The following is a 24,351-nucleotide window of genomic DNA, read 5'->3' as shown; positions in this document are numbered from 1 at the left end:
ACTGTCCCCATCTGCGATGCTCGTCCACATTGGCGTAGATGCAGATGTGGACGAGACTCGCAGAGGGGGACGGGATTCGCAGATGGGGACGGGATTCGCAGATGGGGACGGGTGCCGGGGTTCTTCGAGGTAGCGGTTCGAGCGAAGAGATGCGTCAGCCGGCGGTGTCGACGGCGTCGAGCACGGCGCCGATGACGCGCGCCGCGTGCGGCGGCGCCAGCGGCGAGCCCTGCTCGTCCGTGACGTAGAAGGTGTCGGCGCTGCGTCCCGCATATGTCGCGATGTGCGCGGAGCGCACGGAGACCCGCTCGGCGGCGAATGCCGACCCAACGTCGAACAACAATCCGAGACGGTCGGCGGCGCGCACCTCGATGACGGTCGCGTGCTGCGATGCACCCGGGACGACGAACGCGGACGCCCGCGGCATCGTCGCGCGTGACGGCCCCGCGGCAGCGCGACGGCGCGCGTCTGCCTCGAGGGCACGCAGCGGCAGGCGCTCGCCCTCGCGCAACGTTCGCAGCGACCGCGCCAGGTCGCTCGTGCGCGGCACGTCGCCGTGCGGCACCTCGACGACCCACGTGTCGACGGCGAGGCCGTCGATCGTCCGCAGGTTCGCCGACCGCACGGACGTGCGTCGCAGCCCGAGCACGCCCGCCATGTCGGCGAAGAGGCCGAGCCGGTCGACGTCGATGATGCGGACGGTCACGACGCCGCTCACGCCCTCCAGCGGCTCGATCTCGACGACCACCTCCCCCGCCGTGACGCGTCCTCGCTCGTCCGCGCTCACGATGCCCGACGGGCTGCCAGCGTCGACCTGCGCCTGCACCCCGTCGCCTTCCGCGACCGACTCGGTCTCGTCCAGGGCCTGGGCTGACGCCGCGGGGGCGCGACTCGAGGGTCGAGAGACCGCAGGAGGAGAACCGGCGTGTCCGGTCGCCACGTCCTCGGACGGCCGCTGCTCGGCCGTCGCCCCGGGCGACGACGCGTCGGGGGACGAGGCACCCTCGAAGGTCGCGGCAGGTGCGGGCACGCCTGCGACCGTCTCCTCCGACGCGAACCGCCTGCGTGCTCGCGCGGCGAGGTCGCGCACGAGGCCGGCGCGCCACGTCGTCCATGCCTGTGGTCCGGCTGCTCGCGCGTCGGCCTCCGTCAGCGCGGCGAGCAGGTCGAGGCCTTCGGCGCTGCCGGCCGCCTCGCAGAGCATCCTGACGGTCGCAGGGTCGTCGGGGTCGCGTTTCGTCGCCAGATCGACGAGCGTGAGGTGTTCGCGCACGAGACGTTCGACGAGGTCGCAGTCGGCGCGATCGAAGCCCATGCGCTGGCAGATCGCGCGCGCGACGGGTGCGCCCTCCGCGCTGTGGTCACGCGCGCCTGCGGCCTTGCCGATGTCGTGCAGCAGCGCGGCGACGAGGAGCAGGTCGGGCCGTGCCACGTGCTCGCGCAGGCCCGCCGCGATGACGACGGCCTCGATGCTGTGTCGGTCGACGGTGAACTGGTGGATCGCGTTTCGTTGCGGGCGCGAACGCACCGTCGACCACTCGGGCAGCCAGACGTCGACGATGCCGCTCAGATCGAGGCCCTCCCACACGTCGACGATGCCGGGCCCGCTCGCGAGGAACCCCACGAAACCCTCCCGGATCTCTCGCGGCCACGGGGCGGGCAGCGGCCCGCAGCTCGCGACGAGGTTCGCGAGGGTCGTCGGCCCGATGAGCGCACCCCGCGAGGCTGCCGCAGCGGCGGCGCGCAGCAACGTCAGGTGCCCGCCGTCGCGGCGCCCCGCGCCGAGGACGACCTCGCCGTCGTGCAGGTGCAACCCGTGCCCGAGCGGCGTCAGCGACGGTCGGCGCGGCCCGACGCGCAACGTCCGGGCTCGCTGCGACTGGCCGGCCGCGCGCACGGCCGCGTCCGTCACGTACGTGATCGTGCGCGCCGCGTCGACGACATGCGTCAGCAACTCGTCGCTGTCGGAGCACCCGAGCAGCGCCGCGACGGCGTCCTGATCCTGCAGGCTGAGCCGCTCCCGCCCCCGCCCGGTGACGACGTGCAACGCGTCGCGCACGTCGAGCAATTGCGCTCGGGCGCGTTCTGCGCTGGCGCGGTGAGGGTCGGCGAGCCACGCCGTCGTCAGCGCGCCGACGAGGCTGAGGTCGCGCAGGCCTCCCCCGGATTCCTTGAGGTCCGGATCGAGCGTCGTCGCGATGTCACCGAACCGCGCGTGCCGCGCCCGCAACGACTCGACGACCTCCGGCAGCCGCTTGCGCGCGGCACCGCGCCAGTCGGCGGCGATCGCCTGGCGTACCCCGGCGACGAGGACGTCGTCACCGGCCACGGACGCGATGTCGAGCATGCCGACCGCAGCGGCGAGGTCTGACGACGCGGCCTGGCGGCACTGCGCTAGCGTGCGCACGGAGTGGTCGAAGCGCACCCCTGCATCCCACAACGGGTACCACAGGGCGTCCGCGAGCTCGGTGATGCGTTTCGAGCCGACGCTGCGCCCGTCGTGCAGGAGGACGAAGTCGTAATCGCTCAACGGCCCCGCATCGCCCCGGGCCTGCGAGCCGACGACGGCGAGCGCCACACCGCTCTGACGCTCGGGCAGCCCCGTCGCCGCACACGCATCGCGCCAGGCCTGCGCCATGAAGGCATGGGCCGACGCCGCGAGCCGCTCCCGACGTGCGGGGCCCGCGCCGGGTTGCTCGAACTCGCGCGTGCGCGCGAGGTCGAGACGTGCGGCGTAGTGGGCGGACACGGCGCTCATGGCTGCATCGTCCTCTCTCGGAGGGCTGGGCGGGGGTTCTGCGCCGTCGATGGCTGGGGTTGTGCGTCTACGGCGACTACGACGGCGTGGCGCGCGGCGTGGTTCGCCTCACGAAGCGGGACGGACGCCGACGAACGCCGGGCCGGAGGTCCTCGGGCGGCGACGGCGTTCTTCAGGGTCTCGACCGAACCGGGGCGGCCGAGCGTCACCGTCGGCACTCGGGCCACGAGGACTCGTGCGCCACGTCGGCGAGGCTCACGTCCCAAAGGCGCTCAGACCGCGGCAGCGCCGGTCTCGCCGGTGCGCACGCGCACGATGTCGTCGACGGGAACGGTCCACACCTTGCCGTCGCCGATGCGTCCCGTCTGCGCGGCACGCACGACGGCGTCGACGACGGCGGGCGCGTCGGCGTCGTCGATGACGACCTCGATGCGCAGCTTCGGCACGAAGTCAACGCTGTACTCGGCGCCGCGGTAAACCTCGCTGTGGCCGCGCTGGCGGCCGTAGCCGCTGACCTCGCTCACCGTCATCCCGGCGATGCCGAAGGCCTCGAGGGCTTCCTTGACGTCGTCGAGCTTGAACGGCTTGATGATGGCGGTGACGAGTTTCATGCCTGCACTCCTCGCGGGTCGTTGTGTTCTGCGCCGGTGGTGCTGCCACCGAGGGGGCCGTGGCCGGACGGCAGCAGGCCGTGGCCGACGCGGGTACCGGAGGCGAACCCACCGAAATCGTAGGCGGATTCGGCGTGCTCGGCGGAGTCGATGCCTGCGAGCTCGTCGTCGTGGTCGATGCGCCAGCCCATCGTCGCCTTGAGGGCGAGGCCGATGACGGCGGTGAGCACGCCCGTGAACGCGAGGCAACCGAGCGCGATGACGATCTGCACGACCGTCTGCTCGTAGCCCTTGCCGTAGAGCAGGCCGTTCGTCGTCGACAGCAGGCCTGCGCCGATCGTGCCCCACAGGCCGGAGACGAGGTGGACGCCGACGACGTCGAGCGAGTCGTCCAGGTTGAACTTGAACTTCAGGCTGACGGCCAGGGCGCTGAGGATGCCGGCGACCGCGCCGAGGATGAGCGAGCCGACGGGGCTGAGCGCACCACAGGCGGGGGTGATCGCGACGAGACCGGCGACGACGCCGGAGGCGGCACCGATCGATGTCGCCTCACCGTCCTTGATCTTCTCGACGGCGAGCCAACCGATCATCGCCGCACACGTCGCGGCGGCCGTGTTGACCCACACGAGGGCGGCCGAACCGTCTGCGGCGAGCTCGGAACCCGCGTTGAACCCGAACCAGCCGAACCAGAGCAGACCGGCGCCGAGCATGGTCAGCGGCACGTTGTGGGGGCGCATGGGCACGCGGCCGAAACCGGCGCGGCGCCCGACGATGAGGGCCAGGACGAGGCCCGCCATGCCTGCGTTGATGTGGACGACGGTGCCGCCCGCGAAGTCGATCGGTGCGAACGTGGCCTTGCCGTCGGTCGAACCGAACATCGTCGCGGCGACGCCCTGGTCGGTGCCGCCGAGGAACCCGCCGCCCCACACCATGTGCGCGATCGGGAAGTACACGATCGTCGCCCAGATCGCGGAGAAGACGAGCCACGTCGAGAACTTCACACGGTCGGCGATGGCGCCGGAGATGAGCGCGACCGTCAGGCCCGCGAAGGTGAGCTGGAAGCCCACGAACGCGAGCTCGGGGATGTTTCCGTAGCCCTCGTACCCGAACGAGTTGAACACGTCGGCGACGTTGTGCAGACCGAACTTGTCACCCGGGTTCGCGATCACCCCGGCGATGTCGTGGGTGCCGAACGACATCGAGTAGCCGTAGAGCACATAGATGATGCCGACGACGCCGAGGGCGCCGAACGACATCATCATCATGTTGAGCACCGACTTGGAGCGCGTCATCCCGCCGTAGAACAACGCCAGCGCGGGCGTCATCATGAGCACGAGCGATGCGCACACGAGGACGAATGCGGTGGCCGCATAGTCGAGTTTCGGGGCGGCCTCTGCCGCCAGAAGGTGTGCGTTCATGCTCAGTGATCCTGCCCTCGCCACGTTTCAGCATGCGGCTCGCGATGTTTCGCCCATGTTTCGGATGCGGCGCTGACGTGAAATCGCGGTCACATCCTGAGGGTATGCACGCCATGTGAGACGTTTCGTGTCGAAGCGTGGACGCACGAGCGCCCACCGGCCGTGACGGCGGGTGGGCGCTGCGGGGCTCGAGACAGGCCTGCTCAATCGAGCACGGCGTTGACGTAGGCCTCCGGGTCGAACGGCGCGAGGTCGTCGGGGCCCTCGCCGAGCCCGACGAGCTTGACGGGCACGCCGAGCTCACGCTGGACGTTGACGACGATGCCGCCCTTGGCGGTGCCGTCGAGCTTCGTCAGTACGACACCCGTGACGTCGACCGCCTGGCCGAACACCTCGGCCTGACGCATGCCGTTCTGGCCGGTCGTCGCGTCGAGGACGAGCAGCACCTCGTCGATGGGACTGCGCTTCTCGATGACGCGCTTCATCTTGGCGAGCTCGTCCATGAGGCCGACCTTGTTGTGCAGGCGCCCCGCGGTGTCGAGCAGCACGACGTCGCACTCGTTCTCCTGACCGGCCTTGACAGCGTCGAACGCGACGGCGGCCGGGTCGGCGCCCTCCTTCTCGGAGCGAACGGTGGGCACGCCGACGCGGGCGCCCCACGTCTCGAGCTGGTCGGCTGCGGCGGCACGGAACGTGTCGGCCGCGCCGAGGATGACGTCCTTGTCCTCGGCGACCAGAACGCGCGCGAGCTTGCCGACGGTCGTCGTCTTGCCCGTGCCGTTGACGCCGACGACGAGGACGACGGCGGGTCGATCGCCCACGCGGCTCGCCGCGATGCGGCGATCCATGTCGGGGCCGACCTGCGCGAGCAGTTCCTCGTGCAACCAGCCGGAGACGGTTTCCTCGTCCGTGGCACCGTGCACGGCGATGCGGCGTTTGAGGTTGTCGACGATCTGCGTCGTCGCCTCGACACCCAGGTCGGCCTGCAGCAACGTGTCCTCGACGTCCTCCCACGCCTCGTCGTCGAGGCTGCCGCCGGACAGCATGGCGAGCAGGCCCTTGCCGAGCGCAGTGTTCGAGCGCGACAGTCGCTCACGCAGGCGAACCATGCGCCCACGGGCCGACTCGGGGCGCTCGAGCGCAGCCGGTTCGGGCGCGGGCGTCTCGTCGACGACGTCAGCGGGCTCGACGACCTCGGGGGCGGGCGCTTCGTCGCGCGGTGCGTCGACGACGTCGGTCTGCGCGGGCTTCGCCGGGGCGGGCGCCGCCGACTTCGACGTGTCGATGCGCACACCCGAACTCGGCGTGTACTGCGTCTTCTTCGGTGGCGTGCGCGGAATCTCGACGGATTCCTCGCGCGCCGGAACCTTCGGAGCCTTGCGCGAACGGCCGCGGACGAAGGCCACGAGGCCCATGACGGCGGCGACGAGCGCTACGGCGACGACACCAAGAATTTCCCAGAGCTGATCCACGCCGCCATCATTGCAAACGGCACCGACAACCGCCCAACGAGGCGGCGACGGCACGCGTCAGCTGGGGAATCAGGAGCGGCGGATCCGACCGCCGCGCTCGGCCGCGCGCTCGCCGTCCTTGGCCGTCGCGGCGCGCGGGGCGGCTGGCGCGTGACCGACACGGAAGAGCTTCTCGCCACGCGTGGTGAGCACCGGACGGCCCGCCCGTCGCGCCGGCAGCGCGACGATGCCGACGACGAACGCCGCCAGAACGACGGTCAGCGTCATACCGAGCACGATCCAGAACACGAATCCTCCGAGGGGTGGGTGTGACGCGCGGATGGCACGTCGGGTGGGAGCGAGCGCATGAGGCCTGCTCCGCCATGATTGTCGCCGAACCGTCCTGACGGCGCCAGTCGACGCGCCTCAGGTGGCCCTCGTGTCGCACAACGGCCAGCGGCGCCGTCAGGACGCCTCGGCCGGCTCGGGTGCGACCCGCACGTCGGCGAGACGCTGTGAGACCACCGTCGTCACGCCGTCACCGCGCATCGTCACGCCGTAGAGGGCGTCGGCGACCTCCATCGTCCGCTTCTGGTGCGTGATGACGATGAGCTGGCTCGAGTCACGAAGCTCCTCGAACAGCGTGATGAGGCGGCCGAGGTTCGCGTCGTCGAGGGCCGCCTCGACCTCGTCCATGATGTAGAACGGGCTCGGGCGCGCCTTGAAGATCGACACGAGCAGCGCAACGGCGACGAGGGAGCGCTCGCCGCCGGAAAGCAGCGACAACCGCTTGATGCGTTTGCCCGGCGGGCGCGCTTCGACGTCGAGGCCCGTCGTCAGCATGTTCTCGGGGTCGGTCAGAACGAGCCGCCCTTCACCGCCGGGGAACAGGCGGGAGAAGACGCCTTCGAACTCGCGCGCCACGTCGTGGAACGCCCCGGTGAAGACCTGCTCGACGCGCGCGTCGACCTCGCTGACGATGGACAGCAGGTCCTTCTTCGAGCCGCGCAGGTCGGCGAGCTGCTCGCTGAGGAACGTGTGCCGTTCCTCCAGGGCCGCGTACTCCTCGAGGGCCAGCGGATTGACCTTGCCGAGCTGCTTGAGGTCGCGTTCGGCCGTGCGTAGCCGCTTCTCCTCCAGGGCCCGCTCGAACGGGCGGCTCGCGACGGGCTCAGTACCGCTCGGGGGGCCGCCGTCTGCGTCGTCGCCCTCGCTCCCCTGCCCTGACGGAGCGCGTCCCGACGATGCCTGGGTGTCGGCTTTCTCGCCGGCCGTCATACCGGCGCCGGCCTCGAACAGCGGCACCGGCAGATGCGGCCCGAATTCTTCGACGAGGACGTCAGGGTCGATGCCGAGTTCCTCGACCGCCCTCGTCTCCAGCGCCTCGATGCGCAGCCGCTGCTGAGCGCGCGCCATCTCGTCGCGGTGGACGGAGTCGGTGACCTCGCGCAGTTGGTCGCTGCATTCCTGCAGGCGGACGCGGGCGGTGCGCAACGCCTCGTCCCGAGTCGCCTTGCTTGCCTGCTCGGCGTCACGCGCCCGGGTCACCTCATCGCGCGCGCGGTGCACCTGCTCGCGTGCCAGTTCGGCGGCCCGTTCGACGGCCTGCGCCAGGGCTGCGGCCTCCCGACGTCGGACGCGGCGCGCCTGCGCCCGTTCTCGCGCGGCGACCTCCGAGCGTGCGGCGGCCTCGAGGGATTCAGCGCGCCCAGCGATCGCGCGGACTCTTTCCTGAAGCGTGCGAAGCGTCAGACGTTGCTCGGTCTCCTGCTCGCGCGCCGTCGCGGCGAGCGTCGCCAAACGGTCTCGTTCGGCGACGGACGGTTCGCTCTCACCCGGTTCGGCCTGCGCCTCGTCGAGACGCATCTCGAGTTCCATGAGCTCTCCACGGTTCGCATCGAGCGCGACGCTCGCCTGCTCGATCGAGTCGTTGATGCGGTCACGCTCGTGGGAGGCCGCGGCGATCGCCTGATGGTGACGCGCGAGCGCCGCCATGAGTTCCTCGATGCGCGCGTCGTTCTCGGCGAGCGCCGCCGCAGCATCGTCCGCGGCGTCCTGCGCGGCCGCGAGTGGCTGCGTCAGGGCTTCCAGGGCGTTTTCTGCGTTCTGCTCGGCGTCGGCTGCGATCTCCGCGTCCCGGACGGCGTGCTCGTGCGCCGCGCGCACCTCGAGGCGGGAGCGCCCAGGGCGGCCCCCGCCACGCACCGCGGTGGGTTCGTAGACGTCCCCGTCGAGGGTGACGGCCCGCGCACCGGCGTGGACGAGCGTGAGCGCGCTGTCGGCGTCGGGAACGATCGCGAGTCGGTCGACGAGGACGTCGAACGCGCTCTGCATCGTCGCCGGTACGCTCGCGACGTCGCGCACCCAGACGGCACCCTCGGGAAGGGTCGGCCAGTCGTGGGTCGTGACGTCGTGCGGCGCGTCTCCCGCGACGAGGAGAGCGACGCGGCCGCCGTCCTGCGCTCGCAGGGCGGCCAACAGAGCTGCGGCGTCGGTGTGGGAGTCGACGAGCAGGGCCTCGGCGGCCCACCCCAGAGCGAGCGAGACGCCGGCTTCGTGACCTGGCTCCACCTCGAGGCGGCTGACGACGTCGCCGAGCACGCCCGACGCTTCGGCGGGGAGGTTCTCGAGCCCCGCCGTGTCGGAACCGAGCGTCTCATCGAGCGCCTGCGCGCGTGCGGCTGAGGCGCTGCGGCGTTGGGCTGAAGTATTGCGCTCGTCGCGCAGCACGCGACGACGTTCGAGCAGGGCAGCGTGATCCGCCCCCAGCTTCTCCGCGGCATCATTGAGCGCGGCTTCGACGGCTTCCGCGTCGCGCAGCGCCTCCTCGAGAGGCGCCAGCTCCTCCTGGGCCTCGGCCACTCGCGTCGCGGACTCCCCGATGCTGGCGCGCAACCGCGCGAGTTCGGCCTCGCCTGCTTCCACGCGTGAACGCCGAACCTCGACCTGACCGTGAAGCTTGGCCAGACCCTCGCGTCGATCTGCGGCTGCCCGCGCGATCCGCACGAGTCGCTGCTGCTCGACCTGATGTTCACGTTCAGCCTTATCGCGCACCTCGACGGCGGCGTCGAGCGCCTCCTGGGCTCGCTCGACCTCGGCCTGCAGCTCCAGCTCTTCCCCCCGGACCCGTTCGGCCTGACGCCGCAGCTGCTCGGGATCCCGGCCCGAACCGGGCGTCTCGTCCTGCGCCGCCGTCAGCGAGGTGGCTCGTTCCGCGGCGAGCCGGCGCGTCGAATCGAGTTTCTCCTCCAGTGACGACAGCACGTACCACTGCGACTGCAGCCGTTCGAGCACCGGAGCGCGGGCTGCGATCTCGGCCTCGATCTCGTCGATGCCGGCCTTCGCGGCGCGCACCGCGTCGTCGAGTTCGGCGCGACGCCGCACCATCGCCTGTTCGTCCGCGACGTCGGCCTCGAGCCGCGCGCGCTGCTGGACGAGGTCGTCGGCGAGCAGCCGCAGCCGTGCGTCACGCACCGTCATCTGGATGGCTTGCGCCCGACGCGCCGTCTCGGCCTGGCGCCCCAGCGGCCCGAGTTGGCGGCGAACCTCGGCCGTCAGGTCGGCGACGCGCGTGAGGTTGGCCTCCATGCCGTCGAGCTTGCGCAGCGCCTTCTCCTTGCGACGGCGGTGCTTGAGCACGCCGGCCGCTTCTTCGATGAACCCGCGACGTTCCTCGGGCGTCGCGCGCAGCACCGCGTCGAGCTGGCCCTGACCGACGATGACGTGCATCTCCTTGCCGATGCCGGAGTCGCTCAACAGTTCCTGGATGTCGAGCAGTCGGCACGGCGTGCGGTTGATCGCGTATTCGGAGCCGCCGCCGCGGAACATGGTGCGGCTGATCGTCACCTCGGTGTAGTCGATCGGCAGTGCGCCGTCGGAGTTGTCGATCGTCATCGTCACCTCGGCGCGCCCGAGCGGCTGGCGCCCGGAGGTGCCGGCGAAGATGACGTCGTCCATCTTGCCGCCGCGCAGGCTGCGGGCACTGCCCTCGCCCATGACCCAGGCGAGCGCGTCGACGACGTTGCTCTTGCCGGAACCGTTCGGACCGACGATGCAGGTGATGCCCGGTTCGAGGACGAGGTTCGTCGCCGACGCGAACGACTTGAACCCCTTGAGGGTCAGCGACTTGACGTACACGGCGCGCGGTTCAGGCCGTCGGCTGCGGCGCGCCGGCGGCGGCCGTGTCGCGCGCCGTGAGGACGAGCGGGCCCTCCGCGGTGATCGCGACGGTGTGCTCGGAGTGCGCGCCACGGGAACCGTCGACGCTGCGCAGCGTCCACCCGTCCCGGTCCTGGATGATCTGGTCGGTGCCCGCCATGAGCCAGGGCTCGATCGCGATGACGAGGCCAGGCTTGAGCTTGAGGCCGCGGCCTGCACGACCGTCGTTGGGCACGTGCGGTTCGCCGTGCATCGTGCGGCCGACGCCGTGGCCGCCGAACTGCGTGTTGACGCGGTATCCGGCGCCTGCGCAGACGTCGGCGATGGCGGCCGAGATGTCGCCGAGCTTGTTGCCGGGCTGCGCGGCCGCAATCCCTGCGGCGAGGGCTCGCTCGGTCGTGTCGATGAGGCGCAGGTCGGCCTCGCGCGGCGTGCCGACGACGAAGGAGATCGCCGAATCGCTCACCCAGCGGTCGAGTGATGCGGCGAAGTCGATGCTGAGCAGGTCGCCGTCCTTGAGGGCGTAGTCGTGCGGCAGGCCGTGCAGGACGGCGTCGTTGACGCTCGTGCACAGCACCTTGCCGAACGCGCTCGCGCCGAAGCTCGGGTGGTAGTCGATGTAGCACGACTCCCCACCGGCGTCGGTGATCATGCGGTGCGCCAGGGCGTCGAGTTCGAGCAGGTTGACGCCGACGTCGGCGGCCTCGCGCAGGGCGGTCAGGACGGATGCGACGAACGCCCCGGCGGGCTTCATCTCGTCGATCTCTCGGGGCGTACGCAGTTCGATCACCCGACTACGGTAGTGCAGCCCGCGCCCGGACACCGTCGAGCCTCGCGAAGCATCAGCGGTCGATCGTGTCGCGGCGGCCCGTCGCGACGACCAGGATGACGACTGCAGACGAACCCGCGTGCCGGTGGGGAGGGTGTGATCAGTGGTTCGTTTCATGGCCGGAGCTGAAACCGGAACGTCCACCACTCGCCTCCCCCGGTAGACCGGTGGGCGACTCTCACGGTCGGCAACCATGAGGTCGATCACCGCACCGTCAGCACGAACGAACCGATGGACAGGTGCGCGAACGTCGAGGGGCTCCTGGAGATCGAAGCCGATGCTCTGAACGGCCCGCGCGGCTTCGCCGTACGAACAAACCCTGATCTCCACCACCAGCCACGGCTTCGAGCGTGTCGAAGGGGTCGCAGAGCACGAGCACGCTCCTCGATCGCGCGGCCGGCGGCGGCGCTCACGCGAGCGTCCCCGAGCAGATACGTGTCGATGAGTGTGCGCGCGATGCGATCATCGCGCACGGGTCGTTCGACCACCCCGACTTTCCCGTTCACGTCTACGCGCACGTCTGAGGCGTACTCGAATTCATCGAGATCGACGACGCGACCGAAGCGCAGCCAGCTCCCCTTTCCGACGACACCGAGCTGATGCAGGTCAGCACGACTCGGGCCGATCGGGTCGATGTCCAGGGGGCATCGGACCGATACCTCGCCCACGATCCGAGTCCCCCACTCGCATGGGCGATCTGACGCGCCGCCATCCGGCGGAGCCGAGCCTTCAATCGTGACCTCTCGGATCCGCCGAGCTCAGCGGTAGCGCCCGACGTGAGAAGGTCGAGCGCCGCATTTCCCCCCTCGTTCCACATGCGTCCCCGTGCGGCGACGTCGTCCTGCGCGATCCCGTCGCGTCGGACGACGACATCATCGCCGGCTTCCGCAACGACCCCGCAGTCACACGATGGTTGATCGTGCCCGAGGAAAGCCCGCAGGACTGCGACGCCGCTGAATGGGGGTCGCGGCGAGCGAGTCGGACTTCTCGCGCATCGGGGAGGTCGCCGGCATCGGAGCGCATGCGGCGATCGACCCGCTGTTCAGGAACGGTCCATCGTCCGGGGCGGCTTCTGGCACGTCGGGCAGAAGTGCGACGAGCGGTTCATGAACTGCTCCCTGACGATCAGCGTGCCGCAGCGGCGGCACGGCTTGCCCTGCTGGCCGTAGGCGTCGAGAGAGCGATCGAAGTAGCCGCTCGCACCGTTGACGTTGACGTAGAGCGCGTCGAAGCTGGTGCCGCCATGATCGAGCGCAGAACGCATGACGTCCTGCGCCGCCGTGAGCACGCCGATGAGCTGCGTCTTCGTCAGCATGCGTCCCGGGCGTCGGCCGTGCACCTTCGCGCGCCACAGCGCCTCGTCGGCGTAGATGTTGCCGATACCGCTGACGATGCCCTGATCGAGCAGCATCCGCTTGATCGCGACATCCTTGCTGCGCATGAGCCGCGCGACGGCGCCCGCGTCGAACGCCTCCTCGAGCGGGTCAGGCGCGATGTGCGCGATCGACGCGGGCACCTCGCGCCCGTGCGCCACCGTCAGGTCGTCGAGGAACAACCCGCCGAACGTCCGTTGGTCGACGAAGCGCATCTGCTGGGCCGACCGTTCCGAGCGCGGCCTCTCCGATGCGTCAGTCACCCCCGGCGCATCCACCGCCTCACCCGAGCCAGCGCGCTCCCCCGACCTCCTGGGCGGCGAGAGCTTCACAGGCGCCGACAGGTCGAACACCGCATGCGCATGCTTCTCCAGCGGCGAGTCGGCGCTCTCGACGAGCACCTGTCCACTCATGCCGAGGTGGATGACGAGGGCGTCGTCGGCCACCGCACCCTCGCGCCGGTCCAGCGGCACCGTCGCGTCCGCCGAGCCAGCAGAAGCAGGACCGACATCTTCGAACGTCACCCACAGGTACTTGCCGCGCCGTTGGGCCGACGCTACCCGTCGTCCGAGCAATGCGTCGGCCAGATGCTGCGGCCCCGGCAGGTGACGGCGTGCGACGCGCGAGCCCGTCACCCGGGACGTGACGAAGGCCCGGCCGACCACGTGGTCGTCCAGGCCTCGTCGTACGACTTCCACCTCGGGAAGCTCAGGCATGCGCACCGTCCGTGACGGCGACCGCGTCCGCCTCGTCGCGTACGACGTCACCGCCGGCCGAACCGGCGTTCTTCGCCGCTTCGTCGCGCAGGCTCACCCAGGCGTTCTCGGCGGCGATCATCTCAGCCGACTTCTTGTTGCGCCCCGTGCCGGCACCAAGGGTGCGCCCGTCGACGACGACGGTCGCGGTGAAGACCTTGTCGTGATCCGGCCCTTCACCCTCGACGACGTACGTCGGCGCACCGAGACCGGCCGCTGCGGTGGCCTCCTGCAGCGACGTCTTCCAGTCGAGCGCGGCCCCCATCGTCGACGATCGGTTCATCAACGGATCGATGAGGTGGTGGACGATGCGACGCCCCGCCTCGATGCCGCCCGAGAGGAACACCGTGCCGATGACGGCCTCCGTCGTGTCGGCGAGGATCGAATCCTTGTCGCGTCCACCCGTGGCGAGCTCGCCACGCCCGAGCAGCAGGTACTCCCCCAGCTCGAGACCGCGCGCGACCTCAGCGAGGGCCCGCGAGTTGACGACCGCCGCCCGCTGCTTCGCGAGGTGCCCCTCCGGCGCGTCGGGCTGATCCGTGTACAGCGTCTCGGTGACGACGAGGCCCAGCACGGCGTCGCCGAGGAACTCCTGGCGCTCGTTGTGCGGAATGCCGCCGTTCTCGTACGCGAACGAACGGTGGGTCAGGGCACGACGAAGCAGCGACTCGTCGACGTCCACACCCGAAACCTCAGAGAGGATCCGGACGAGGTCGCCGACGGGCCGCTGCGACACGTCAGCAGCTGACCGCTTCGAAGACTTCTTGCCCACGGTCTGCGAACGGCCGATCAGGCCTGGTGCTCGGTGCGCTCCGCTGCACCGTAGTGGCGGCCGTTGTACGTACCGCACGCCGGGCACGCCATGTGCGACTGCTTGTTGGCACCACACGCGGGGCACGCCTGCACGGCGACGGGCGTCGCCTTCCAGTTGGCTCGGCGCGAGCGGGTGTTGGCGCGGGACATCTTCCGCTTCGGGACAGCCACGTCAGTTCCTCTTCTCGTCTTCTGCCGATCCAGCCTCGGTCAGGTTGACCAGGGCCGACCAGCGGGGGTCGATAGCTTCGTGATGGTGATCGGGGTCGTCGTCGAGTCGTGCACCGCATTCGGAGCACAACCCGAGGCAGTCCTCGTGACACACCGGTTGGAACGGCAGGGTGGGCACCACAGCGTCCCGCAGCACGGGCTCGAGGTCGGCGTCGTCGCCGTCGAGCACATGCAGTTCGTCCTCATCATCGCCGCCTGCCACCTCACGGTGGTGCGCAGCACGATCGGCGTAGACGAACAGCTCCTGAAAGTGGACGTCGACCGGGTAGGTCACGTCCTCCAGGCACCGCACGCACGCGCCGGTTGCCGTCGCCTCGACCTCACCGGTGATGAGGACTCCTTCCATCACCGATTCGAGACGCAGGTCGAGCCCGACGGGCTGACCCTCCTCGATGCCGATGACGTCGGTACCGAAATCTGCCGGAGCCTCGACGTCGCGGTGGAGGCGCAGCGAATTTCCGGGTCGACGACCGAGCTCCCTGGTGTCGAGCACCAGCGGGCGGCGGGAATCAGCCTGGGTCATTACCTTGCACTCTTCGTCGGTCGAGAACTTCGAACATCTTTCGGCCACAGCGATGGCGTAGGCCGACGTGCAAGTCTACGCCGCGGGCGCGCACTCTCCCAAATCCCAGAATGTGCGGGCCTGCGCAGGTCAACGCGACGCGCCGACACGTTCGAGCAGCGGGCCGATGACGGGCTCCGGAACCATGCCCGTGACGTCGCCGCCGAGGCCCGCGACCTGCTTGATGAGCGAGCTCGACAGGTGATCCATGCCCGGGTTTCCGGGGATGAACACCGTCTCGAGACCCGACAGCGCGCGGTTCATCGTCGCCATCGGCGTCTCGTAGCTGAAGTCGGTCTCCCCGCGGAGCCCCTTGACGACGAGCGGTGCGCCCAGCTCACGGCACACGTCGACGAGCAGCGTGTTGGCGTAGGCCGCGGCACGGACGTTGTCGAGATGCGCGACCGAGCGCTCGATGAGGTCGACGCGCTCGTCGGCGCCGAATGTCCCCTGCTTGTCGGGGTTGTGCAGCACCGTGACGACGACGTCCTCGAACAGCGCCGCGCACCGCTCGATGACGTCGAGGTGCCCCAGCGTCAGCGGGTCGAACGAGCCGGGGCAGACGCACGTCGTCATGATGTGACCTTTGCGATGTCCTCGGGCGTACCGGTGACGACGATCTCGGGCACGACCTGATCGAGCGTCGCCACGACGGCCTGGACGTCGTCGGGCTCGGGCGCGTCGTCCTGGGCGAGCTCGGCGAACCACATCGTCGTCTCCCCGTAGACGCGCGGCTCCCAGGCCTCCAGGCGCGGGTGCCACGTCGGCTGCGGCGAACGCGACGAGCGTTCGACGACGACGAGAGCGCGCTCGGCGAGCCACTCCCGCTCGACGAGCAGGTCGATGGCCTGCCGCAGCTGCTCCTCGCTCACGCTGTACGGCGGGTCCATGAGCACGAGCGCGGCCTTGACGCTCGGCGGGCCCTCGAGGAACTTCTCGACGGCCTGCGTCACGACACGCACCGGCGAGAACCCGAGGTTGCGCACGTTCGTGCGGATGACGGTCGCGACGCGGCGGTCGACCTCGACGAACGTCGCGGACGCGGCGCCGCGGCTGAACGCCTCCAGCCCGAGCGCGCCGGAGCCCGCGTACAGGTCGAGCACGTCCGCGCCGAGCATCGCACCGAGATGCTCCAGCCGGGAGAACAGCGCCTCACGGACGCGGTCGGACGTCGGGCGGGTGCCCGCTCCGGGGGGCGTGTCGAGCCTGCGGCCTCCGGCGGAGCCGGCAATGATGCGCGTCATCAGCTTCTTTCCAGAAATTCGGCCTGCGACGCGTCCACGCGGGCATGCGCGGCCTGCGCCAGCAGGGGATGCTCGGTCAGAGACGGATCCGCTTCGACGATGGCGGCGGCCTCGGTGCGCGCGGCCTCGATGACGGCGAGATCGGACGCCTTCGTCAGCTCCAACCAGTCGAGAGACGATCGCCGTCCGCTCTGCGCGGCGCCGAGCACGTCTCCTTCCCGTCTCAAGTCTAGATCCAGATCGGCGATGGCGAATCCGTCGTTGGTCTCCGCGACGCGCCGCAGACGCTCGAGCGTGTCGGGGTTCTCGTTGCGTGTCACGAGCAGGCACAGCCCGCCGTGCTCGCCCCGCCCGACGCGTCCGCGCAGCTGGTGCAGCTGCGACAGGCCGAACCGGTCCGCGTCGACGATGACGATCATCGACGCGTTCGGCACGTCGACGCCCACCTCGATGACGGTCGTCGCGACGAGAACGTCGACCTCGCCGGCGCCGAAGCGGCGCATGACGTCGTCCTTCTCCTCGACGGGCAGCCGGCCGTGCATGAGATCGATCCGCAGCCCAGCGAGCGCAGGCAGGCGGCGCATCTCGTCGATGAGGTCGACGACGCCGATGGGGCGCGCCGCGGCATCGCCCTCCCCGGCGCCATGAGCGTCGGGCCCGTCGACGAGGCCCGGCGCGACCGGCTCGCTGCCGTCACCGATGCGTCCGGCGACGACGTAGACCTGACGCCCGGCGGCGCACTCCTCCGCGATGCGCTCCCACACCCGGTTCATCCACGACGCGACGTGCGTCGGCACGACGTGCGAGACGACCGGCGCACGCCCACGTGGCAGCTGACGAAGCGTGGAGACGTCGAGGTCGCCGAACGCCGTCATCGCGACGGTGCGCGGGATCGGCGTGGCCGTCATGACGAGCACGTGCGGCGGGCGGTGCGCCTTCGAGCTGAGCGCCGCGCGCTGCTCGACGCCGAAGCGGTGCTGCTCGTCGACGACGACGAGACCGAGGTCGGCGAACTCGACGTGCTTCTGCAGCAGCGCGTGCGTGCCGATGACGATGCCCGCCTCGCCCGAGACGATGTCGAGCAGCGCCTGCGCGCGCGCCGAGGCCGACATCGAGCCGGTGAGCAGCGTGACGCGGGTGCCGTCGTCCGCGCCGCCGAGGCGTCCGCGTTCGGCGAGCGGGCCGAGCATCGCGCGCATCGAGGCGGCGTGCTGGGCAGCGAGCACCTCCGTCGGCGCGAGCAGTGCGGCCTGCGCGCCCGAGTCGACGACGGCGAGCATGGCGCGCAACGCGACGAGCGTCTTGCCCGAACCGACCTCACCCTGCAGCAAGCGGTGCATCGCGACAGGTTCGGCGAGGTCGCGTGCGATCTGCTCCCCCACCTCGCGCTGGCCCTCGGTGAGCTCGAACGGCAACGACGCATCGAAGCGTTCGAGCAGACCGCCGGGCTTCGCAACGCGCGGTGTCGACGGCTCGGAGCGCGCCTCGTGGCGCCGCTGGGCCAGCACGATCTGGGTGGTGAACGCCTCGTCGAACCGCAGCCGCTCACGCCCCGCCTGGACGTCGGCCATGCTCGCCGGCAGGTGCAGGCCGCGGTAGGCGCGGGTCGTCGTGACGAGACCGTGACGCGCGCGCAGCGGCTCGTCGAGGGGGTCGGGGATCTCGCCGAGCGCGTCGAGGACGGTGCTGATCGAGAGGGTGAGGTTGAGGTTGGTGATCTTCTCGACCTGCTTGTAGACCGGCACGAGGCTGCCCGGATACACGCTCATGTCGGCGTCGTCCATCAGCGTGTACTGCGGGTGCGACAGCTGAAGCTGCTTGTTGAACAGGCCGAGCTGGCCGCTGAACAGCGCGCGTTTGCCCGGGCGCAGGACGCTGTAGTGAGGCTGCGCGCTGAAGAACGTGACGGCGGCGCGGCGGCCCTCGTCGTCGACGATGACGGCGTTCGCCATCGAACCCTTGCGCGTCTGCATGCGTCGTTGCGTCATCGTCTCGACGCGGGCGGTGAGCACGACGTGCTCGCCGAGTTCGAACTCGCCGAACGTGCTGCCGGCGTGCGCGTCGATGTAGCGGCGCGGGAAGTAGTCGAGCAGGTCGCGCACCGTCACGAGGTCACGCGCCTTCGCGAGCTTCTTCGCGCCGGATCCGAGGACGGCGAGCAGTGGCGAGTCGAGCATCACCTCACCCATGGGTCACCTCCATGAGGACGAGCGAACCGGCATCGAGACGCATGACGTCGATGCTGCCGCCGTCACCGACGCGCGTGCGAGCGAGCGACAGGAACTCCCGCGCCGCACTTTCGTCGGCGCCGGGCGCGAGGCACACGAGCAGCGACTCGGCGCCGGGGAGATGCAGACGGGCCAGGTCGCGCGCGGCCCGCCACGAGTCGGCCCGCAGGAATTCGACGTCGTCACCGGGGTCGTCCTCCTCCCAGACGGCCGCTTGCTCGCCCTCCCAGTCACCGAACGGCGAGGCTGCATCGTCGAGTCGTTCGAGCAGCGCGAGGAGGTTGCTCGAGCGCGCGCCGTCACCGGCGTCGACGTCCGCGAGAACGTCACCGGCTGCGTGGCCCCACGGCGCTCCCGGCTCCCGCGAATCGCGCGTCTGCGCACCGAGGGCGAACGCGTAGGCGCGCACCGCCTCGTCGCGCGCGGCGACGAGCAAGGGTTCACACCCCGGCAGCGGGCCGTCGAAATGCGTCATCGTGACGGCGCTGATCGTCGCGCGCTCACGCATGACGGAAACGGCCGTCAAGGGCTCGTCCGTGTGCAGGTGGACGCGATGCAGCCGTTCGTCGCCCGCGACGACAACCGAATCGCCCCACCGCGCGAGCACGTCACGCAGCGCCGAGGCGCCCTCGTCGTCGAGGCCCTCGGCGACGCACACGACCTCGAAGGCCGTGCCACCCGCGGCGACGTGGCAGCCCGCGTCCTCCTCCAACGACGTCGTCCGACGCGCGTCGAGCCACGAGCGGGTGTTCGTCCGGGGCAGGCCCCCCGCACCCGAGGCGACGCGGTCGAGGGCATCGAGGACGAGCAGCAGACCCGCACCCCCGGCGTCGACGACGCGCGAACGCACGAGCGCCTCCAACTGTGCGGGCGTCGCGTCCAACGCCTCCTGCGCAGCCTGGTGTGCCGCCCGCGCCACCTCGGCGGCATCGGCCTCGCGTCCTGCGCCGGCCGCCTCGTCGACGCATCGACGGGCGGCGAGGGCCGCGGCCTGCGCGACCGACAGGATCGTGCCCTCCACCGGTTCGCCCACCGCCCCGCGGGCGCAGGCCGAGGCGGACCCGAGCGCCTCCGCGAGGCCCGGACCGTCGAGGCCGACCTCGAGGACGGCGGGATCGGCCAGCAGCACGCGGACGAAACCGCGCACGTATTCGGAGAGGATGACGCCGGAGTTGCCCTGCGCCGCCCGCGTCATGCCGGTGACGAACGCCTTGGTGCGCACGCGCGGCGCATCGTCCGAACCGGTCTGTGAGAGTGCGACGAAGCCCGCTTCGAGGCTGGCGCGCATGTTGGTGCCGGTGTCGCCGTCGGGCACGGGAAAGACGTTGAGCGCGTTGAGCGTCGACTCCGCCGACGACAGTTCGACGCGTGCGGAGACGAGGGCGCGGGCAAGGTCACGCGCATTCAGGCGTTGCGTCATGCACCCTCCTGCCTCTCGCTCCGGCGACCGCCGCGGGCGTCTCCCGCGAGACGTGAATCGTCATCGCGGCATGTCACGAGTACCTTGGCACACGGGTCTGACAACCGCGGCAGGACGGGGTGAAAAGCCGTCCACGCCACTCCGGGCGGACGCCACACGCACGGCGAACCGGCGACGCTCGGGCGGCTCCGCATGCGGCGCGCCGCGCTCGACAGGCCGGCCTCCACGCACCCGACCGCGTCGCCGTTTTGATCCCACCCGCTGCCTCCGGCTATGCTGTCCAGGTTGCCCCCATGACATCACGCGCATCATCTCGACGCTGCGGATCGATGGGGGCGAGCGAGACCGTCAGGTCTTGCGCGAAGCAACCGAAGGGCATCCGCCCGAACACATCGACTTCAGGAGAAACCGTGGCTGCCACCTGCGACGTCTGCGGCAAGGGACCGGGCTTCGGTCACAACATCTCGCACTCCAACCGCCGCACGAAGCGTCGTTGGAACCCGAACATCCAGCGCGTTCGCGCCCTGGTCGGCGAGGCTGGCGTGACCCCGAAGCGTCTCAACGTCTGCACCTCCTGCCTCAAGGCAGGCAAGGTCAAGCGCTGATCTCGGCACTTGTTCGAAAAACCCGGCTTCGGCCGGGTTTTTTGTTGCCTGCTCGACGCCCGCGAACCGACGAATCCCCGGCCTCCTCGAAGGAGACCGGGGGATTCGTCTGACGACGCCGCGCGGAAACGCTCAGGCCCCGCGCGAGGCGTTCAGTGCGCGGTGGGCTTGCCCTGACGCTCGGCGGCGGCCTTGTCGGCCTCCAGCTCGCGCTCGTCGACGACGATGGGGCGCGTCACGGCCCACGCGATGAGCGCGGCGCCGATGACGATGAGGCCGATGCCCGTCCACAGGTTGAGGTTGACGCCGTCGGCCTTCGCCTTGTCGGCGGTGCTCGTCGTGAAGCTCGTGACGAGCAGGATGAGGCCGTAGAGCGCCATCAGCAGCCCGATGATGTTGCGGATGTCGAACAGGCCGGCGCCGTGACGGGCCGAGTTGCCGGCCTTGGTCGTCGTCACCTCGTCCGCGCCGTCACGCCCGGTGTGCACGGCGTCGTCACGCCCGCGCGGGGCGTCGTGCGCGTCGTTGATCGGTGTACTCATGATCGATGCCCCTTAGTGGAAGACGACGTTGAGGATGATGACGAGCACCAGCGACAGGCCCGCGAGCTTCGTCGGCGACTTGAAGAACGACGTGTTCGTGTCTTCCTCGAAGTCCTCCTTCGGCGTCTCGCTGTAGACGAGACCGCGCAGACTCTCCGCCGGTTTCGGCTGCGTCATGAGACTGACGATGACGCTTACGACGATGTCGACGACGAACGCCGTACCGGCCGCGACGAACGACGCGCCCTGACCACCGATGTGGATGACGTCCTGCGACAGATCGCCGAGCGCGTTCTCCGACAGGACGGCGACGACGAGCGCGCCGACCGTACCGGAGACGAGGCCGGCCCAACCGGCCGTCGGCGTCATGCGCTTCCAGAACATGCCGAGGATGAACGTCGCGAACAGCGGCGCGTTGAAGAAGCCGAACAGCGTCTGCAGGTAGTCCATCGCGTTCGAGTAGCTTCGCGCCAGGAGGGACGTGCCGATCGCGATGATCGTCGCGACGACTGTCATGATGCGGCCGATCTTGATGTAGTACGCGTCGTCACGATCCTTGACGACGTACTCCTGCCAGATGTCGTAGCTGAACACCGTGTTGAACGCCGAGATGTTCGCGGCCATGCCGGCCATGAACGCGGCGAGCATGCCCGCGATGGCCACACCGAGAAGACCGTTCGGCAGCAGGTCGCTCATGAGGTACAGCAGGGAGTTGTTGTAGTCCGGGTTGCCGCCGCTGGCCTTCGCCTTCGCGATCTCCGGCACGAGCGCGCCGGCGATGATGCCCGGGATGATGATGATGAACGGGATGAACATCTTCGGGAACGTGCCGATGATCGGCGCGCGACGCGCGGAGTTCATGTCCTTCGAGGCCATGACGCGCTGCACCTCGACGAAGTTCGTCGTCCAGTAACCGAACGACAGCACGAAGCCGAGACCGAAGACGATGCCGATGACGGACCACACCGAATCGGTGAAGCCGGTCAGCGAGTTGCCCGGCCACGACGACAGCTCGCCGTCCGTGCCCGCGGCCTTCATCTTGGCCTGCAGCCCGTCCCAACCGCCGGCCTTGTGCAGGGCAGCGAGCGTCAGCGGCAGCAGCGCCGCCACGATGACGAAGAACTGCAGCACCTCGTTGTAGATCGCGGCCGAGAGGCCACCGAGGGTGATGTAGCTGAGGACGATGACGGCGGCGACGATCGTCGAGACCGTCATGTCCCAGCCGAGCAGCATGTTGACGATCTTGGCGAGCAGGAACAGGTTGACGCCGGCGATGAGCACCTGCGCGAGCGCGAACGAGATCGCGTTGACGAGGTGGGCGCCCGTGCCGAAGCGACGCTTCATGAACTCAGGCACCGAGCGCACGCCCGAGCCGTAGTAGAACGGCATCATGACGATGGCGAGGAACAACATCGCCGGGATCGCGCCGATCCAGTAGTAGTGGAACGTCGGCATGCCCATCTTGGCGCCCGACGCGGACATGCCCATGATCTCCACCGCACCGAGGTTCGCGGAGATGAAGGCAAGGCCGGTGACCCAGGCGGGCAGGGACCGGCCGGACATGAAGAAGTCGATGCTGGAGCTCACCTGTCGGCGGGCCAACAGGCCGATGCCGAGCACGAACACGAAGTACAACGCGATGAGCACGTAGTCGACCGGCCCCGCGTCGAGGCGCAGAGCTGAGGAATCCATAGGCAGCAAGGCTGGCTCCCGGACAGTCGTGGAGGAAAGTGACCCTCGACGGTAACGCCAAGCTCGCACCGCGCGCCATGGTGAAGGGGCTCACACTCGGAATCGAGACCCGTTTGCAATGTTCGGCGCCGCGCCCGGGTGGCGTCTCGCGGCTACGGCACGCGCGCTGCGCCGACGCTGAGGTGCTGGAGCGGCATGGGGCCCTCGACCCGGACGGCCGGCGCACGGCGCCCGCGTGACGAGCGAACGCCGTCAGTCGGACGACGAGGGGCGCGCCCGTTCGTAGTGCGACCAGCCGCGTTCGACGACGTCGACGCTGTCGAGCGTCACCGCGGCCCGCCGGCCGGACGTGCTTGCTGCGGGTGCGACGACGCGACCGATGACGTGCCAGCCCGGCGGCACCGCGTCGGCGTCGCAGGTGCCGAGCAGCGCGTGCTCCTCGCCGCTCGCGAGGACGCAGTCGAGCGCTCGATTCCCCAGCAGCGGCCGCAGCGGCGCCGCCATGCGTTCCAGCGCGGCGCGATCGAGTTCGATGCCGACGCCGGACGCCGCGGCCAGACGCGCCGCGTCCTGCCCCAACCCGTCGGAGACGTCCATCGCGACGCCCATCCCCGCGCTCACGGCCTCGTCGCCTGCATAACGCGGCCGGGGTGCGCGATGGAACGTCACACACTCGCGTGCGACGGCTTCGGCCGCCCCGTTCGCGGCTGCGGGGGGCCCTGCACCCACGGCTGCGCGGGACGCGGCCTCGCCGTCTGTGGGGGGCGCTTGGCGATCGTCTGCGCATGTGCGGAGCGCTTGGTTCGCGTCTGCGTCTGCGTAGGGAAATTCGTCAGCGACGGACGGGCCGGGATCACGACGGGCCGTCGCCCCCGCATCTCGTGGCGGCCAGGCCACCTCGCCGCTGAGAACGAGCAGACCGGCTTGCGAGCGTCCCAGCCGGTCGGAGACCACGACCACCTGGCCGGGCCGGGCGGCGGAGCGTGTCAGCGCCGGCGCGCCGGGGGCGAGTTCGCCGAGCGCGGTGACGGTGATGACGACGGTGCCTGCGGGCGCGCCCGACAGGTCGCCGCCGAGGGATCCGCAACCCGCGCGACGCAGTTCGTCAGCCATGCCGTCGGTGAGCTCGACGAGCCAGTCGACACGCGTGCGCTCCTCTGTGGCGAGCGCCACGACGACGCCGGTGGGCCGCGCGCCCATCGCGACGACGTCGGCGAGGTTCTGGGCAATCACCTTGACCCCGACGTCGTGGGCGCTCGACCAGTCGTCGCGCCAGTCGAGATCGAGCACCATCGAGTCGGTCGTGACGACGGCACGGCCCGTCGCGAGGGGCAGGACGGCCGCGTCGTCACCGGGCCCGATCTCGGCGCCGGCCGCCGCGAGGTGGGGGGTGATCGCCGCGAGCACGCAGGCCTCCCCGACGTCGGCGACGGTCGCCGCGTCGCCGCCGACCCGCGGTGTCCAGGTCGGTCTGAGCCACGAGGGGGTCGCGAGGTCGGTCACCACGCCATTCAATCAGCCGCTGCATCCTGACGACGGCGCGAGCACCCCGCGCAGCGCACGGCGAGCTTCGGAGCTGAAACGGGCTCTTCACAGATGAGGGTGTAGCGCGTAGTCAAGGATCGAACGGCGTGGCGCTGCCCGGGTAGGCGTCGAGGCCT

At 70.2% G+C, this 24,351-nt stretch carries 20 protein-coding genes; 2 read left to right on the top strand and 18 right to left on the bottom strand.

What is annotated here, in order from left to right; translation table 11 throughout:
* Positions 1-154: 154 nt before the first annotated feature.
* The 7 genes from AC1RS9_RS03745 to map all read right to left on the bottom strand — a co-directional run bounded on the left by AC1RS9_RS03745 (position 155) and on the right by map (position 11,186).
* Positions 155-2,758 (bottom strand): [protein-PII] uridylyltransferase, encoded by a 2,604-nt coding sequence (locus AC1RS9_RS03745; RefSeq protein WP_144694541.1) that lies wholly within the window; start codon positions 2,756-2,758, stop codon positions 155-157.
* Positions 2,759-3,030: 272 nt separating this feature from the next.
* Positions 3,031-3,369: a P-II family nitrogen regulator gene (locus tag AC1RS9_RS03740; RefSeq protein ID WP_006943278.1), complete on the bottom strand. Its 339-nt coding sequence runs from the start codon at positions 3,367-3,369 to the stop codon at positions 3,031-3,033.
* Positions 3,366-4,787: an ammonium transporter gene (locus AC1RS9_RS03735; RefSeq protein WP_038568834.1), complete on the bottom strand. Its 1,422-nt coding sequence runs from the start codon at positions 4,785-4,787 to the stop codon at positions 3,366-3,368. Before AC1RS9_RS03735 ends, AC1RS9_RS03740 begins: the two co-directional genes overlap by 4 nt.
* A 203-nt stretch (positions 4,788-4,990) precedes the next feature.
* On the bottom strand, positions 4,991-6,259 hold the full coding sequence (gene ftsY / locus AC1RS9_RS03730) for a signal recognition particle-docking protein FtsY (protein ID WP_038568836.1): 1,269 nt from the start codon (positions 6,257-6,259) through the stop codon (positions 4,991-4,993).
* Positions 6,260-6,328: 69 nt separating this feature from the next.
* Positions 6,329-6,526, bottom strand: a complete 198-nt coding sequence (locus AC1RS9_RS03725) for a hypothetical protein (protein WP_150112764.1) — start codon at positions 6,524-6,526, stop codon at positions 6,329-6,331.
* 177 nt (positions 6,527-6,703) lie between these two features.
* Positions 6,704-10,375, bottom strand: coding sequence for a chromosome segregation protein SMC (gene smc, locus AC1RS9_RS03720; RefSeq protein ID WP_492920553.1), 3,672 nt, complete (start codon positions 10,373-10,375; stop codon positions 6,704-6,706).
* A gap of 10 nt (positions 10,376-10,385) precedes the next feature.
* Complete coding sequence (gene map / locus AC1RS9_RS03715) at positions 10,386-11,186, bottom strand: type I methionyl aminopeptidase (RefSeq protein WP_038568842.1); 801 nt, start codon at positions 11,184-11,186, stop codon at positions 10,386-10,388.
* 389 nt (positions 11,187-11,575) lie between these two features.
* Here map and AC1RS9_RS03710 point away from each other — a divergent pair, with 389 nt between their 5' ends.
* The gene (locus AC1RS9_RS03710; protein WP_165584042.1) at positions 11,576-11,749 is read left to right on the top strand and encodes a hypothetical protein; all 174 of its coding nucleotides are present in this window, start codon (positions 11,576-11,578) and stop codon (positions 11,747-11,749) included.
* 518 nt (positions 11,750-12,267) lie between these two features.
* Here AC1RS9_RS03710 and AC1RS9_RS03705 read toward each other — a convergent pair.
* The 8 genes from AC1RS9_RS03705 to AC1RS9_RS03670 all read right to left on the bottom strand — a co-directional run bounded on the left by AC1RS9_RS03705 (position 12,268) and on the right by AC1RS9_RS03670 (position 19,851).
* Positions 12,268-13,314 carry an Fpg/Nei family DNA glycosylase gene (locus AC1RS9_RS03705; RefSeq protein ID WP_144694545.1) on the bottom strand — a complete coding sequence of 349 codons (1,047 nt, stop codon included), beginning with the start codon at positions 13,312-13,314 and terminating at the stop codon, positions 12,268-12,270.
* The gene (rnc, locus tag AC1RS9_RS03700; protein ID WP_235006183.1) at positions 13,307-14,089 is read right to left on the bottom strand and encodes a ribonuclease III; all 783 of its coding nucleotides are present in this window, start codon (positions 14,087-14,089) and stop codon (positions 13,307-13,309) included. The genes AC1RS9_RS03705 and rnc overlap by 8 nt, the downstream gene beginning before the upstream one ends.
* A 53-nt stretch (positions 14,090-14,142) precedes the next feature.
* Positions 14,143-14,337: a 50S ribosomal protein L32 gene (gene rpmF, locus AC1RS9_RS03695; protein WP_006943268.1), complete on the bottom strand. Its 195-nt coding sequence runs from the start codon at positions 14,335-14,337 to the stop codon at positions 14,143-14,145.
* Position 14,338: 1 nt separating this feature from the next.
* On the bottom strand, positions 14,339-14,920 hold the full coding sequence (locus tag AC1RS9_RS03690; protein WP_038568850.1) for a YceD family protein: 582 nt from the start codon (positions 14,918-14,920) through the stop codon (positions 14,339-14,341).
* A gap of 129 nt (positions 14,921-15,049) precedes the next feature.
* A complete protein-coding gene (coaD, locus tag AC1RS9_RS03685; RefSeq protein WP_038568852.1) occupies positions 15,050-15,535 on the bottom strand; it encodes a pantetheine-phosphate adenylyltransferase in 486 nt (161 codons plus the stop codon).
* Positions 15,532-16,203: a 16S rRNA (guanine(966)-N(2))-methyltransferase RsmD gene (gene rsmD, locus AC1RS9_RS03680; protein ID WP_038568854.1), complete on the bottom strand. Its 672-nt coding sequence runs from the start codon at positions 16,201-16,203 to the stop codon at positions 15,532-15,534. Before rsmD ends, coaD begins: the two co-directional genes overlap by 4 nt.
* Entirely contained in the window at positions 16,203-18,392 is a 2,190-nt protein-coding gene (locus AC1RS9_RS03675; RefSeq protein WP_186318544.1) for an ATP-dependent DNA helicase RecG, read from the bottom strand. Before AC1RS9_RS03675 ends, rsmD begins: the two co-directional genes overlap by 1 nt.
* Complete coding sequence (locus AC1RS9_RS03670; RefSeq protein ID WP_144694549.1) at positions 18,385-19,851, bottom strand: DAK2 domain-containing protein; 1,467 nt, start codon at positions 19,849-19,851, stop codon at positions 18,385-18,387. The genes AC1RS9_RS03675 and AC1RS9_RS03670 overlap by 8 nt, the downstream gene beginning before the upstream one ends.
* A gap of 410 nt (positions 19,852-20,261) precedes the next feature.
* Here AC1RS9_RS03670 and rpmB point away from each other — a divergent pair, with 410 nt between their 5' ends.
* Positions 20,262-20,456: a 50S ribosomal protein L28 gene (rpmB, locus tag AC1RS9_RS03665; RefSeq protein ID WP_006943284.1), complete on the top strand. Its 195-nt coding sequence runs from the start codon at positions 20,262-20,264 to the stop codon at positions 20,454-20,456.
* A 152-nt stretch (positions 20,457-20,608) separates the two neighbouring features.
* On the opposite strand, the gene AC1RS9_RS03660 is transcribed toward rpmB, so the two are convergent.
* The 3 genes from AC1RS9_RS03660 to AC1RS9_RS03650 form a co-directional block, all read right to left on the bottom strand.
* Positions 20,609-20,998, bottom strand: a complete 390-nt coding sequence (locus AC1RS9_RS03660) for a hypothetical protein (RefSeq protein WP_231729491.1) — start codon at positions 20,996-20,998, stop codon at positions 20,609-20,611.
* A 12-nt stretch (positions 20,999-21,010) separates the two neighbouring features.
* A complete protein-coding gene (locus AC1RS9_RS03655; protein WP_062257676.1) occupies positions 21,011-22,690 on the bottom strand; it encodes a sodium:solute symporter family protein in 1,680 nt (559 codons plus the stop codon).
* Positions 22,691-22,942: 252 nt separating this feature from the next.
* Positions 22,943-24,193 carry a thiamine-phosphate kinase gene (locus tag AC1RS9_RS03650; protein WP_197418873.1) on the bottom strand — a complete coding sequence of 417 codons (1,251 nt, stop codon included), beginning with the start codon at positions 24,191-24,193 and terminating at the stop codon, positions 22,943-22,945.
* Positions 24,194-24,351 lie beyond the last annotated feature (158 nt).

The organism is Dermacoccus sp. MPR-E5 (genome assembly GCF_058809565.1).
This window is presented reverse-complemented; position numbering and strand designations above follow the sequence as displayed.